A 13581-nucleotide genomic window follows, 5' to 3' on the forward strand; every position below is an offset into this window, starting at 1 on the left:
CGGAAAAAGCCGCCCCGGAGGGCGGCACAAGTCAATCCAGCCCGGTCCGGCTCAACGGCGCCAGTGACCGTGACCATGGCCATGGCCATGACCATGGCGGTATCCGCCACGGTAGCCGCCGCGATAGCCGTATCCATAGCCGGGAACGACCACGACGGGCGGCGCACGGTAGACGGCGCGCGGCGCGTAGTAGACCGGAGGCGGGGGAGCGTAGTAGATGGGCTGGGGCGGCGCCACATAGACGGGGGCAGGCGCGACATAGACGGGCGGGCCATACATGCCCGGCGAATTCAGGCTGATGGACCAGTGCACATCGCCCCGGGCCTGGGCGGCGCCCGAAGCCACCAGGGCGGCCAATGCGAGGCCGGCTGCTGCTGCTCTTGCAACCCACGGGGAAGCTGTCGTTGTCATGGTGTCTCTCCTCGAAGTTGGACAGGCGTGGCAGGCATTGCCGCTGGTACCGCCTTCCCGCACTTTGGCACAGGGGGACGGCATACGCCCTGCATTCTCAACGCGCGAGAGGGGTCTACGGATGGCAGGCTTTTATACAAGTTTGTTTCCAAATGCCTCAACCCTTGGCTGGCGCGGCTGTCCGAAAGCCGTCCGGAGCGGGTCGGCAGGCGCGCGCCTACAATGCTGCGATGAGCTCTGCTGACGCCTCCCCCATCTCCAAAGATCCGGTCAAACCGAGTAACTTTCTGCGCCAAATCATCGAGGCCGACCTGGCCAACGGTACCTACGCCCAGCGCCGCTGGGGTGGAAGCCCCGGTGATGGCGACCACCACAACCAGGGCCAGGTGGACGTGGCGAAGATCCGCACACGCTTCCCGCCCGAGCCCAACGGCTACCTGCACGTGGGCCACGCCAAGGCCATCTGCCTGAACTTCGGCCTGGCGCGCGACTACCAAGGCGCCTGCCACCTGCGTTTCGACGACACCAATCCCGAGAAGGAAGACCAGGAGTACGTGGACAGCATCATCGATGCCGTCCATTGGCTGGGCTTCGGCTGGAAGGAAGCCGACGGTCACGAGAACCTGTACTTCGCCAGCAACTACTTCGACTTCATGTACCGCGCGGCCGAGTACCTGATCGAGCAGGGCCTGGCCTATGTGGACGAGCAAAGCGCCGACGACATGAAGGCCAACCGCGGCGATTTCTCGCGCCCCGGCGTGGACAGCCCGTTCCGCAGCCGCACGGTGGCCGAGAACCTGGCGCGCTTTCGCGAAATGCGCGACGGCAAGCTGCCCGATGGCGCTGCCGTGCTGCGCGCAAAGATCGACATGGCATCGCCCAACATCAATCTGCGCGATCCCGCCATCTACCGCGTGCGCCATGCCGAGCACCACAACACCGGCAACCAGTGGTGCATCTACCCGATGTACACCTTCGCCCATCCCATCGAGGACGCGCTGGAGCACATCACCCACAGCATCTGCACGCTGGAGTTCGAGGACCAGCGCCCGTTCTACGACTGGCTGCTGGACCACTTGCGCGCAGGCGGCCTGATCGCCGCGCCGCAGCCGCGCCAGTACGAGTTCTCGCGCCTGCACCTGACCTATGTGATCACCAGCAAGCGCAAGCTCAAGCACCTGGTGGACAACGGCATCGTCAGCGGCTGGGACGATCCGCGCATGCCCACCATCGTCGGCCTGCGCCGCCGTGGCTACACGCCGCAGAGCATCCAGGCCTTCTGCGAGCGCATCGGCGTGACCAAGGACTACGCCTGGATCGACTACTCCACGCTGGAAGGCTGCCTGCGCGAAGACCTGGAGAACCAGGCCCATCGCGGCATGGTGGCCCTGGACCCGCTGAAGCTGGAACTGACCAACTGGGCCGAGGTCTTCGGCAGCGCCGACCACCTGGAAGCCTGCGAGCTGCCCGCCCTGCCCCACGCCGCCGAAGGCCAGCAGGTGCCGGTGCGCCGCTTCACGCTGGGCCGCGAGGTGTGGATCGAGCGCGAGGACTTCGCCGAAGTGCCGCCCAAGGGCTACAAGCGCCTGTTCCCGGGCAACAAGGTTCGCCTGAAGGGCGGCTACGTGATCGAGTGCACCGGCTGCGAGAAGGATGCCGAGGGCAACGTCACCAAGGTGCTGGCCACCGTGGTGCCCGACACCAAGAGCGGCACGCCGGGCGCCGACAGCGTCAAGGTCAAGGCCGCCATCACCTGGGTGGGCGCGGCCGACGGCGTGCAGGCCGAAGTGCGCCTGTACGACCGCCTGTTCACCGACCCGCAGCCCGATGCGGGCGGCAAGGACTTCCTGGCCCTGCTCAACCCGGACAGCCTCAAGGTCGTGACGGCCTACGTGGAGCCGTCGCTGGCCCAGGCACAGCCTGACGACAAGTTCCAGTTCGAGCGCTTCGGCTACTTCGTGGCCGACCGCAAGGACCACGCACCGGGCAAGCCCGTGTTCAACCGCGCAACGGGTCTCAAGGACTCCTGGGGCAAGTAGGCGCACGGCCCGCTGGCGGGCACCTGCACCGCTCCCCCGAAGATGGCCCACCATCCTGCTTTGCAGGGGTGGGCCATCGCACATCGGCGCTTTTGCAGTGACCATGGCCTCAGCACAATTCCAGGCCATGAACCAAGCCTTGCCACAGGCGGCTTCCGCCGCCAAGTTCGACACCTCCCGCGCGGCCGAGTACGAGACGCAAAGCCGCATCGCCCTGGCCGGCTACGACGCCTGCCACGAGCTGGCGGCCTGCCTGCTGGCAGCCAGCCTGGATGCCGGGCCGAAGTCCGTGCTGATTGGCGGCGCCGGTGGCACGGGCCAGGAAATCCTGGCCACGGCGCGGCTCAGGCCGCAGTGGACATTCACGGCCGCCGACCCTTCGGCCCCCATGCTGGACCAGACCATGGACCGCATCGCAGCCGCCGGCCTGTCGGCCCAGGTGCGTGCAGCACCCTGTGCGGTGGAAGACCTGCCCGCCGGCACGGTGTTCGACGCGGCCACGCTGATCGGCGTGCTGCACCACATTCCTGACGATGCGGACAAGCTCAGGCTGCTGCAGGCCCTGTCGGCCAGGCTGGCGCCGGGTGCGCCCTTCATCCTGGCCTGCAATCGCCATCGCTACGACAGCGAGCCGCTGTTTCTCGAAGCCTGGGCCATGCGCTGGCGCATGGCAGGCGCGGACGAGGCCGCCGTCCATGCGAAACTCGGCAAGATCCGGCAGGGCGCGGTTCCACCCGCCTCGGAAGAGGCAGTGGAGCAGATGCTGGCCCAGGCCGGCTTCGTTCAGGCCAAGCGCTTTTTCTCCAGCCTGTTCTGGTGTGCGTGGATTGCCGCCAAGGCCTGATCGTCCCGAGCCGATCGTTCTTTCTCCGCCTTCCTTTCTTTGATTTGCCTTTCAGCATGAACTTCTCCGCACGCCTTCAGCAACTGCCCACCGTCACCCACCTCGCCGCGCTGCAGCTGGCCGATGCCCAGGGCCAGGTCGTGGCCACCATCGAGAACAAGCCCGGCCAGACCGGCTCCCTGGCCGTGTACCACGCGCTGGCCGCCCTCTACGGCGGCAGCATCACGCCGGCCGCCGCCGAACTGGGCCTGGAGTGGTATGCCGAGCACACGCAGGACGCCATCGCCTTCCCCGGCAAGCACCCCAACATCGACCGCCTGCTGGCCTGGTCCAAGGGCGCCGAGAGCTACCAGGCCCGCCTGCTCGCGGCTTGATCGCAGCCTGATTCCGCCTGGGTAAACACCGCGTCACAGAAGTTGCGCGGACTGGGGGCATCGGCTGACACGCCGGTGTCAACGCAGCGTGCACTTTGGCGTTCAAATGACATGTGCCTTGCCGCTTCGGCGCGCAAGGCGTTCCTGCCCAGGAGAACGCAATGCCGCAATCCGCCGTGCCCAGAGCACGCACCATGGCCCCCTCAGCTTCCCACGCCGGCGCCCTGCGCCTGAGCGTGCTGGGCCTGGCCGCCGCCCTGGCGCTGAGCGCCTGCAACGAATCCCAGGACAAGCCCCCGCAGGCCGCCAGCGCGCCGCTGCCGCCTGCCACCGAAAGCGCCCAGCCCGTCGCCACGCCCGTGGCCTATGTGCCGCCGTCGGCCGAGACGCTCTACCAGATGGTGGCGCCCATTGCGCTGTACCCCGACAAGCTTGTGGCCCAGGTGCTGGCCGCCTCCACCTATCCCGACCAGGTCGGCGCCGCCGAGGTCTGGCTGGGGCAGAACCCGGGCCTCAAGCCCCAGGAACTGCAGGACGCCGTCAACGGCCAGGACTGGGACCCGTCGGTCAAGTCCCTGGCCCAGTTTCCCAACGTGCTGGCGCAGCTGTCTTCCAACATTCCCTGGACCACGGCCCTGGGCAGGGCCTACTACAACGATCCGGCCGACGTGATGAACGCCATCCAGGTGATGCGCCAGCGCGCCTACAAGGCCGGTACGCTCAAGGACTCCAGCCGGCTCAAGGTGGCCGTGGCCGCGGCCGATGCCCCGCCGCGCGATCCCCAGCCAGCGCCCCAGGACATGGGCGAGCCCCTGTCGTCCATGCTGCCGGTGCCGGTGATCGATGCGCCCTCGCAGTTCATCGAGATCACTCCCGCCCAGCCCGACACCGTCTATGTGCCGCAGTACGACCCGGGTGTGGTGTATGGCGAGCCGCTGCCGGTGTATGGCGGCTACCGCCCCATCGTGGCGCCGCAGCCCGTCTACGTGGGCAGTTCGGCCGCGCCCGTGGTGGCGGGGCTGATCGGCTTTGGCGCAGGCGTGATCCTCGCCGAGTCCGTGGACCGTCGCCCCTGGGGCTGGAACTCCTGGGGCATGCGCTGGGGCGAGCCCGGCTACCGCTGGCACCGCAACGAGCCGCCGCCACCGCCCTCGCGCCGGCCAGCCGTGATCTACAACAACAACACCTATGTGACACGCTCGACCACGGTGGTGCAGAACATCCGCAACACGCAGATCAACAACGGTGGCAACGTCACCCACATCGCGAACAACCCGCACGTCGAGCCCCGCCCTGCCGGCAACCCGCCCAACCCGCCACAGGGCGGCGATCCGCGCCCGGGCGGCATGGCCGCGGCGGCCCTGGCCGGCGCCGCCGGCATGGCAGGCGCGGCCGCCGCCGCGCATGGCGGCATGCCGCAGCGGCTGGGCCTGAGGCCACCGCAGGGCGGCCCGCCGGCGTCTTCCCAAGGCATGCTGCCGCCCGGCGCCACGCAAGGATCTGCCCGGCATGACGGCGCCGATCGCGGCCGCCCGGGCCTGCGGCCCGATGACCGGCCGCAGGCAGCGTTGCAGCCCAGGATGAACCCGGTGCCGGCCTCGCAGCCGGGCCAGTTCGGCAAGTGGCCGCAGGCTCCGCATTCGACCCAGGCTGCAGGGGTGCAGCGCCCGCCAGCCGCCCTGCCCGCTGCCGCCATGCCGGGCGAGCGGGGCCGCGATTCCCGCGTGCCTTCGTGGTCGTCTGCCGCCGCGCAGCAGGGCACGCGGCAGCAGGACCGGCAGGACCGCGACCGTTCCATGGCCGATGCCGCGCGCATGCGCCAGCAGCAGCAACAGCAGATGGAGATGCAGACCGCCCGCCTGCGTGGCGAGGAGCAGTCGCGGCAGCAACAGCAACAGCAACAACGGCAGCAACAACAGGCCCAGCGCCAGGCACAGATGCAGATGCAGATGCAGGCCAGGGACCAGGCCCGCGAACAGGCGCAGATGCAGGCCCGCCAGCAGCAGTTGCAGCAACAACAGCAACAGCAACAAGCCCGTGCGCAGGAACAGATGCAGGCCAGAATGCAGGCCCAACAACAGGCGCAGCAGCAAGCGCAACGACAGGCCCAAATGCAGGAGCGTCAGGCGCAGCAGCAACGCATGCAGCTCCAGCAGGCACAGCAGGCCCAGGCGCGCGCCCAGCAGCAGCAGGCCCGCGCGCAGCAGGAGCAGCGCCAACAGCAGCAGCGCATGGCCAACGCATCCCGCCCGCAGGAACGGCGCGGCGGACGTGACGAACGCCGGGACCGCTGAACGGCCCGGCAGAGGTTTGGCTTGGCGCACGCTTGGCGGACAATGGGGCGATCGATAACGGCCCCATGCCGGCGCCAAGCCCGCCGCTTCATCCATGCAGATACCGACGACGAATCCCCGCTCCCGCCGACTGTTCGTGCAATCCCTGTGCGCCTCGGGCGCGGGCCTGATCCTTCCCTCCTGGGCCGCCAAGGCCGCAGCGCCCTCCAGCGAATCCCCCTGGCCCCATGACAGCCGCGTGCCCGGCGGCGTGGCCCGCCTGTCGCTGGGGCCCGCATCCCAGCGGCCCCAGGTACTGGCCGGCGACGTGCCCGTGCTGGTGGTGGGCGACATGATCGAATGGACGGCCGTGGTCGGCATTGCGCTGTCGGCCGCACCTGGCACCCACAGCGTGACCGTGAAGGGCGAAGGCGCAGCGCGCTCCCTGGCCTACGAGGTGCGTGACAAGAAGTACACCGAGCAGCGCCTGAAGGTCTCGCCCAAGACCGTGGACCTGTCGCCCGAGGACGATGCGCGCTACCAGCGTGAGCGCGCCCACCAGCAGACCATCATGGCGCTGTTCACCGAGCCGCCCGCACGCCCCGGCGACCTGCGCATGCGCCAGCCCGTGCCGGGCCGGCGCAGCAGCAGCTTCGGCCTGCGCCGCGTGTTCAACGGCCAGCCGCGCAATCCGCACAGCGGCATGGACATCGCGGCAGCCACCGGCACCAACGTCGTCGCGCCGCTGCCGGGCAAGGTGGTGGACGTGGGCGACTATTTCTTCAACGGCGGCACCGTGTGGCTGGACCACGGCGGCGGCCTGCTGAGCATGTACTGCCACCTGAGCAGCGTGCAGTGCAAGCTGGGCGATCAGCTGGACACGGGAGAGGCCTTCTGCAAGGTCGGCGCCACGGGCCGCGTCACCGGCCCGCACCTGCACTGGGGCGTGATGCTCAACCGCAGCATGGTGGACCCGGCGCTGTTCCTGGCGGCGTGAACGGGGCTGTGGCGCCCGCCGGCGTCAGTGGTCGGCCGAGGGAATCGTGTTCTGCGGCGCCACCGGCGTGGGCACGGCGATGGAGTCGCGGTCCTGCGCCAGGTAGCGCGAGACCAGCTCGAAGAAGCTGTCGTAGAAGCCGCTCTTGGCAATCGTCTCGCTGCCCACCTTGACCATGGAGTCGCTGCCCGAGGAGAACGGCAGCGACACGGACCCCAGCGCACCCACGCCCAGGCTGGCCGAGTTGGCGCTCTTCTTCAGGGTATAGCGGTCCTGCAGCGCCGTGACAAAGCCGATGCTGACCTGGCCGTCGGCGGTCTCCGGCACGCAGACCACGCGGATGTTCATCTGCAGGTTCAGCTCCGGGTCGGGCTGGAAGCTCTTGCTGCCTTCTATGAGTTCGGCCGTGCGCGCCATGGCGATGTAGCCCTGGCTCAGCAGCGCGCGGCGCGCGGCCTCGCAGGTCTGGGCCGGCGAGGCATCGAACATGCGCGAGAAGGTCTCGGTGGAGCCGAAGCTCTCCTGCACCGGCACATGCTGGGGAATCGTCGAGCCGCAGCCCGCCAGCACCATGATGACGGCCAAAGCCCCTGCGCAGCGCATGCCACGCACCCTGTTTGCTGCACTCCAACGTCGATACACGAACCTGCTCCTTGCTCCGGTGCTGCTGCCTGCGGATGGCATGGCGGCTGGCCGCCTATTCTCACCCGAGCGCAATGCAATGGCCGGCAACTTTGCAGCAATCGGTTTTTCCGTCTGCATTAAATAGATGCAAACGAATGTGAATAGCGCCCCGTTCTGACAAGCGCCGCCGCGCATCTGCGTTATGGTGCCCCGGTTCGGCCAGGGCCGGTGCGGCTCATGCCGCACCCGGGCTGCCCAAGCCTGCCGCCGCTGCGCCTGTACCTGTACCCATCAACCAAGGAACTCAACATGAAGCCAAGCTGGACCTGGTGCCTGCCCGTGATCGTCACCATGGGGCTCGGCGCCTGCAGCCATATCGACAAGGGCGGCAACGCCGAAGACGGCGCCAAGCCCCAGGTGTCGGCTCCTGCCGGCCCGCCCGGTGACGCCCAATCGCTGACCGCCTACCACTGGAGTCTTCGCCAGGCCTTCACGCCCCAGGGCACCGAGGACCAGAGCTGGTTCCTGACGGCCGCCTCGCGCAAGCGGCCCCTGCAACTGGAGTTCGCCGACCAGCGCCTGGCCGTCAAGAACCTGTGCAACGTGGTGACCACGGGCTACCGCACCGAAGGCAACCGCATCGCCACCCAGCGCGCCGCCAGCACGCTGATGGCCTGCGATGACGACCAATTGATGGCGCTGGAGCAAAAGGTGGCCCGCATCCTGCCCACGGCCAAGCAATGGTCCGTGCAACTGGGCGAAGGCAAGCTGCCTGCGCGCCTGACGCTCACCTTCATCGACGGCACGCGCTGGCAGCTCGACGGCTCGCCCACGGCCCAGACCCAGTACGGCAGCGCAGGCGAACGCATCTTCCTGGAAGTGGCGCCCCAGCGCACGGCCTGCAACCACCCGCTGATCAAGGACTTCCAGTGCCTGCGCGTGCGCGAGATCCGCTACGGCGACAACGGCGTGAAGACCTCCACCGGCGAGTGGGAGAACTTCTACAGCGAGATCGAGGGCTACAAGCACGAGCCCGGCATCCGCAACGTGCTGCGCATCCAGCGCTACAAGCGCCAGAACGTGCCGGCCGACGCATCGGCCTACGCCTATGTGCTGGACATGGTGGTCGAGAGCGAGCGCGTGGGCCGCTGAGCGCGCCTGCTGCCCCACAGCCCTGAAGGCCTGCACTGCGCAGGCCTTTTTTGTGGGCTGCGCCTCACAGCACCGGACTGAGCATCGCCAGCAGGTTGTTCCAGATGCGCCGGCCCCAGGGCCAGGCGTGGACCTGGGCGGCGGTGATGCGGTCGGACTGGCGGATGTAGTCGGCCTGGCGCCGGCGGATGGCCTGGGTCACGGCCTCGTCCTGCAGCAGCACATTGTTCTCGAAGTTCAGGTCGAAGCTGCGCAGGTCCAGGTTGGTGGAGCCCAGCAAAGCCACCTGCCCGTCCACGCACAGGGTCTTGGCATGCAGCAGGCCGGGGCGGAATTCATGGAGCATGACGCCGGCACGCAGCAGGTAGCGGTAGGTGCTGCGGCTGGCCGCGCCCACGATCCACGAATCGTTGCGCGCGGGCAGGATGAGACTGACCTGCACGCCGCGCCAGGCGGCGGCGCACAGGGCCTCGAGCACCGTGGCGTCGGGAATGAAGTAAGGGGTGGAGATCACGACCTCGTGCCGTGCGCTGGCCAGCAGCGTGGACACGAGCTGCGAGGTGGAGCGGGGCCGCTCGGCCGGGCCTTCGGCAATGACGACGGCGGCAAAGCCGCCTGCAGGCCTGTCGGGCAGACCGTTTGCGGACCGGACAGCCAACGGCATGGGAGGAACCTGGGCGACGCTGCGTGCCTGCGCCCAGTCGCTGGCGAACACCTGCTGCATCTGCGCCACCACGGGACCCTGCATGCGCAGCATGACATCGACCCAGGGCGCATAGCGGGCCTTGACGGCAAAGGCTTCATCCGCGCAGTTCTGGCTGCCGCAGTAGGTGATGCGCTGGTCGATCACGGTGATCTTGCGGTGGTTGCGCAGGTCCAGGCGGCTGGTGAACATCACGCGGATCGGATGGCTGGTGGGCAGGGCCACGGCCAGCTGCACGCCCGCCTGGGCCATCTGCTGCCAGAGGTCGGTGCGCAGCAGCGCGCGCGAGCCCAGGCCGTCCACCATGGCGCGGCAGACCACGCCACGCCGTGCCGCGCGCACCAGCGCCTGGGCCACGGCCGTGCCCGTGTGATCAGCCAGCCAGATGTAGTACAGCACGTTGATTTCATGCTGGGCGGCGTCCATGTCGGCCAGCATGCGGGCGCGGGCCTCGGCGCCATCGGCCATGAGCTGCGCGGTGTGGCCCGGCTGCGCGGCAAAGCGGTTGATGGAGGCCGCATAGCCGAAGGCAGCCTGCCACTGCGGGGCGATGCCCGCTATCGGCACGGCGGCGCCGTGGTCCATGGCAGCGCCTGCGGCGAAGTCCTGCACCTTGCGGTACCGGGCCCGGCCGCGGCGGCGCAGCGTGACTTCGCCAAACAGGTAGTACAGCGCGCAACTGACGTAGGGCAGCAGCACGATGACGGTGAGCCAGCCCATGCGAACGTCGGGGCGCACATCGTCACGCAAAAGGATGCGCAGGCCGAAACCCGCGATGAGCAGCAGATGCAATGCGATAAGCAGCCAGGTCATGCGGCCAGCATAGCGGCGGCATTGCGGACCTGTTTCTCAGGCGCGCAATGTTTCACGGGGGCACGGGCCTTGATCTGCGGCGGGCGGCTACCCCCCCGGCCATGGATACAGGAACAGAATTCCACGAAAAACCTGAATCATGATGAAAGTACACGCACACATCCCACGAAATTTTTCCGTTGGATGAAGAAAATGACGATGGCGTGACGGTTATGCCCAGCGACTGTGGGCCTGCCTGTGGACAAGCTTCGGGACAACCCGTGTTTGCGGCGCCAGCCTTGGCTTTGCCGGTGGCGCTCAAAAAACAGGCATGTTGCGCCGCCGCCGCAATGTTTCACGCAGCACCGGCAGGGTTCTCAGCGAAAGCGGAAACGGCCTTCGACGAACATGGAGGACCGGTGGCCGCCCTCGCTGGCCGGATCGGCAAAGGACCAGAAGGCCTGCACCGTTCCCTGCGCCGTGTCTATGACCTGGCTGACGGTGAAACCGGTTTTCTCGATCCAGTTGAGGAAGTGCAGGCTGTCGCTGACCTGCAGGTAGCTGAGCCGTTCGCAGCCGTCGGACACATGGCCCAGGGAATCGACCACATGCCAGACCATCTGGCCCTGCGGCGTGTACCGCACATCAGCCTTGCTATCGGGGAAATCGATGACCGCTTCGCGCCCGATCAAGGTGCCGGCGTATTGCATGGACAACATGGACATGGTGTGTTGCTCCTCTGATGCGGGGTTCTGGCCTGACCCGTGATGGCATGTTCACGCGCCGCGTCCCCGCTGTTTGTGGGAGCAGGCCGCATGCCTTCGTCGGCAGCATGGCGCAGGCGGTTCGGCCTGCAGGGCGGCGGCATTTCGCAGATACTGCGCGTGCTCTGCCACGGACTTCCGATCTTGCCCTCCTCCCCGCTTCCCCCCTCTTCGGCCGACAGCCCCGCCGCCGGCCTGCGCAACAGCGCCTTCGTCCCTTTCGTCATAGCGCGCATGCTGTCCATGTTCGCCCAGCAGATGCAGGCCGTGGTCGTCGCCTGGCAGGTCTACGACCTGACGCGCGACCCCATGTCCCTGGCCTATGTGGGACTGGCCCAGTTCCTGCCCATGCTGGCGCTGCTGATTCCGGCAGGCGACCTCAGCGACCGCATGAGCCGCAAGCGCCTGCTGTCGGGCAGCTGGGCCGTGGCGGCGCTGTGCTCCCTGCTGCTGCTGTGGCTGTCCTGGCACGAGGGCGCTGCCGCGCACGATGTGCACTGGATCTACGCCGTGCTGGTGCTGTTCGGCTGCAGCCGCGCCTTCACGGGGCCGGCCCTGCAAAGCCTGCTGCCGCAGATCGTGCCGCGCGAGCAACTGGCCCAGGCGCTGGCCACCAACAGCATGCTGATGCGCACGGCCGCCATCGCGGCGCCCGTGCTGGGCGGCCTGCTCTACGCCTGGGGCGGCGCTGTGCTGACCTATGCGGTCTGCGGCGTGTCCCTGGTGCTGGCCGTGCTGCTGCTGGGCACAGTGCCCGTGCGCTATGCCGAAGCCATGGCGCCGGCCGGCGGCTCGCTGTGGCTGCGCTTTGGCGAAGGCATCCACTTCATCCGCACGCGCCCCATCATCCTGGGCACGATTTCGCTGGACCTGTTCGCCGTGCTGCTGGGCGGCGTGGTGGCCCTGCTGCCCGTGTACGCGCACGAGGTGCTCAAGGTTGGGCCCGAAGGCCTGGGCCTGCTGCGCTCGTCCATGACCGTGGGCGAGGTGGCCATGGGCCTGTGGCTGTCGGCCCGCCCCATACAGCGCCATGTGGGCCGCGTGATGTTCGCCGCCGTGGCCATCTTCGGCGTGGCCAATCTGGTGTTTGCGCTGTCGCACTGGTTCTGGCTGTCCATGGCGGCGCTGATGCTGGCGGGTGCGGCCGACATGGTGAGCGTGTACATCCGCTCGGCCCTGGTGCAGTTTTCCACGCCCGACTCCATGCGCGGGCGCGTGAACGCGGTGAACATGCTGTTCATCGGCTCGTCCAACGAACTGGGCGAGTTCCGTGCCGGCACCAGCGCCGCCTGGCTGGGCGCGGTGCCCGCTGCCGTGGTGGGCAGCCTGTGCACGCTGGGCGTGGTCGGCAGCTGGATGACCCTGTTCAAGCCGCTGCGCGACGTGGACCGGCTGGAAGACGCGGCCCGCGTGGGCCAGGGCTAAAGCAGCTCGGCCCGCAGCTGCTGCGCAGTTTTGGGCGACAGCAGGCCGGGCGCGACGTCAAAGACGGTCCTGCAGCCCGTCTGCCCCGATTGCTGCAGCCGGTGCACGGCGCGCGCATAGGCCACGAGCACGCTGGCCGTGAACTCCGGGTTGCTGTCCAGCTGCAGCCGGTATTCGATGGAATGGCGCAGCCCATCGGAGCTGCTGCCGCTGCGGATGACGAAGCCGCCATGCGGCATGGCCGCATGGTCACGGGCCAGCTCCTGCGCGCTGATGAAGTGCACCGTGGTGTCGTACTCGTCGAAGTAATGCGGCATGCCGGTGATGGCCTGGCGCACGCCGTCGGCATCGGCCCCATGCTCCAGCACCACAAAGCACTCGCGCCGGTGCCGCTCGCGCGCAGACAGTTCGGGCCGCACGCCGCTGCGCACGCGCTGCACGGCCTCGTCCACGGGAATGGTGTACTGCACGCCGCCGGCCACGCCGGGAATGCGGCGGATGGCGTCGGAGTGACCCTGGCTCAGGCCCTTGCCCCAGAAGGTGTAGGTGGCGCCATCGGGCAGCAGGGCCTCGCCCATGAGGCGCTGCAGGGAGAACATGCCCGGGTCCCAGCCGGCCGAGATCAGCGCCGTGGTGCCCGCCGCGCGGGCCGCCGCGTCGACCAGCTCGAAATGCCCGGGAATGCGCGCATGCGTGTCAAAGCTGTCCACCAGGCTGAAATGCGCGGCCAGCGCGGGGGACTGCTGCGGCAGGTCGTCCTTGGAGCCGCCGCACAGCACCAGCACGTCGATGCCTGCGCGATGGGCCAGCAGGCTGTCCATGCCGTGCACGGGCGTGCCGGGCTGCAGCGGACGCAGCTGCGCCGGATCGCGGCGGGTGTAGATGCCGGCCAGCACCATGTCGGGGTTGCGGGCAATGGCCGCCTCCACGCCACGGCCCAGGTTGCCGTGGCCGACGATGGCGATGCGGATGGGAGCGGTGCTGCGATGGTCCATGCGGTGCGGTGCCTTTGCGATGAGGTTCAAAAACTGCGGCTCGAAAATGAGGTCCATGCGCCAGCGCAGAACCAGGCGCGATCTTGCATCGCCAAGGAGCCGCCAGTCGTGCACTGCCGGGCAGCACTGCGTTGCCCTGCGCGGGGGTACTGAGCGGCGATATTGGGCAGGGGCATTGGGAGAGGGTC

The 13581-nt window shown here is 68.4% G+C and carries 13 protein-coding genes; 8 read left to right on the forward strand and 5 right to left on the reverse strand.

Features of this window, described 5'->3' with window-relative positions:
• Window positions 1-51: 51 nt before the first annotated feature.
• Window positions 52-411: a hypothetical protein gene (locus tag U6958_RS24660; RefSeq protein WP_016450550.1), complete on the reverse strand. Its 360-nt coding sequence runs from the start codon at window positions 409-411 to the stop codon at window positions 52-54.
• A 230-nt stretch (window positions 412-641) separates the two neighbouring features.
• Here U6958_RS24660 and U6958_RS24665 point away from each other — a divergent pair, with 230 nt between their 5' ends.
• From U6958_RS24665 to U6958_RS24685, 5 genes are all read left to right on the forward strand, one after another.
• On the forward strand, window positions 642-2450 hold the full coding sequence (locus U6958_RS24665) for a glutamine--tRNA ligase/YqeY domain fusion protein (protein WP_016450551.1): 1809 nt from the start codon (window positions 642-644) through the stop codon (window positions 2448-2450).
• 127 nt (window positions 2451-2577) lie between these two features.
• Window positions 2578-3294: a class I SAM-dependent methyltransferase gene (locus U6958_RS24670; RefSeq protein WP_047325724.1), complete on the forward strand. Its 717-nt coding sequence runs from the start codon at window positions 2578-2580 to the stop codon at window positions 3292-3294.
• Window positions 3295-3350: 56 nt separating this feature from the next.
• Window positions 3351-3668, forward strand: coding sequence for a DUF2322 family protein (locus U6958_RS24675; protein WP_016453887.1), 318 nt, complete (start codon window positions 3351-3353; stop codon window positions 3666-3668).
• A 161-nt stretch (window positions 3669-3829) separates the two neighbouring features.
• Window positions 3830-5962, forward strand: coding sequence for a DUF3300 domain-containing protein (locus U6958_RS24680; protein WP_074923121.1), 2133 nt, complete (start codon window positions 3830-3832; stop codon window positions 5960-5962).
• A gap of 94 nt (window positions 5963-6056) precedes the next feature.
• On the forward strand, window positions 6057-6938 hold the full coding sequence (locus U6958_RS24685; protein ID WP_016450475.1) for a peptidoglycan DD-metalloendopeptidase family protein: 882 nt from the start codon (window positions 6057-6059) through the stop codon (window positions 6936-6938).
• A gap of 24 nt (window positions 6939-6962) precedes the next feature.
• Here U6958_RS24685 and U6958_RS24690 read toward each other — a convergent pair whose 3' ends face one another.
• A complete protein-coding gene (locus U6958_RS24690) occupies window positions 6963-7541 on the reverse strand; it encodes a DUF2242 domain-containing protein (RefSeq protein WP_016450474.1) in 579 nt (192 codons plus the stop codon).
• Here U6958_RS24690 and U6958_RS24695 point away from each other — a divergent pair.
• The gene (locus U6958_RS24695) at window positions 7540-7707 is read left to right on the forward strand and encodes a hypothetical protein (protein WP_167368422.1); all 168 of its coding nucleotides are present in this window, start codon (window positions 7540-7542) and stop codon (window positions 7705-7707) included. The genes U6958_RS24690 and U6958_RS24695 overlap by 2 nt on opposite strands.
• Window positions 7708-7871: 164 nt before the next feature.
• The gene (locus U6958_RS24700) at window positions 7872-8714 is read left to right on the forward strand and encodes an META and DUF4377 domain-containing protein (RefSeq protein ID WP_074923120.1); all 843 of its coding nucleotides are present in this window, start codon (window positions 7872-7874) and stop codon (window positions 8712-8714) included.
• A gap of 64 nt (window positions 8715-8778) precedes the next feature.
• Here U6958_RS24700 and cls read toward each other — a convergent pair whose 3' ends face one another.
• Window positions 8779-10230 carry a cardiolipin synthase gene (gene cls, locus U6958_RS24705; RefSeq protein ID WP_074923119.1) on the reverse strand — a complete coding sequence of 484 codons (1452 nt, stop codon included), beginning with the start codon at window positions 10228-10230 and terminating at the stop codon, window positions 8779-8781.
• A 356-nt stretch (window positions 10231-10586) separates the two neighbouring features.
• Window positions 10587-10934: a MoaF-related domain-containing protein gene (locus U6958_RS24710; protein WP_012204400.1), complete on the reverse strand. Its 348-nt coding sequence runs from the start codon at window positions 10932-10934 to the stop codon at window positions 10587-10589.
• Window positions 10935-11024: 90 nt separating this feature from the next.
• On the opposite strand from U6958_RS24710, the gene U6958_RS24715 reads away from it, so the two are divergent.
• Window positions 11025-12398 carry an MFS transporter gene (locus U6958_RS24715; protein ID WP_074923118.1) on the forward strand — a complete coding sequence of 458 codons (1374 nt, stop codon included), beginning with the start codon at window positions 11025-11027 and terminating at the stop codon, window positions 12396-12398.
• Here U6958_RS24715 and U6958_RS24720 read toward each other — a convergent pair.
• On the reverse strand, window positions 12395-13393 hold the full coding sequence (locus U6958_RS24720) for a diaminopimelate dehydrogenase (RefSeq protein ID WP_074923130.1): 999 nt from the start codon (window positions 13391-13393) through the stop codon (window positions 12395-12397). The genes U6958_RS24715 and U6958_RS24720 overlap by 4 nt on opposite strands.
• Between the last annotated feature and the right edge of the window lie 188 nt (window positions 13394-13581).

It is taken from the genome of Delftia lacustris (assembly GCF_040267515.1).
GTDB lineage: Bacteria > Pseudomonadota > Gammaproteobacteria > Burkholderiales > Burkholderiaceae_C > Comamonas > Comamonas tsuruhatensis.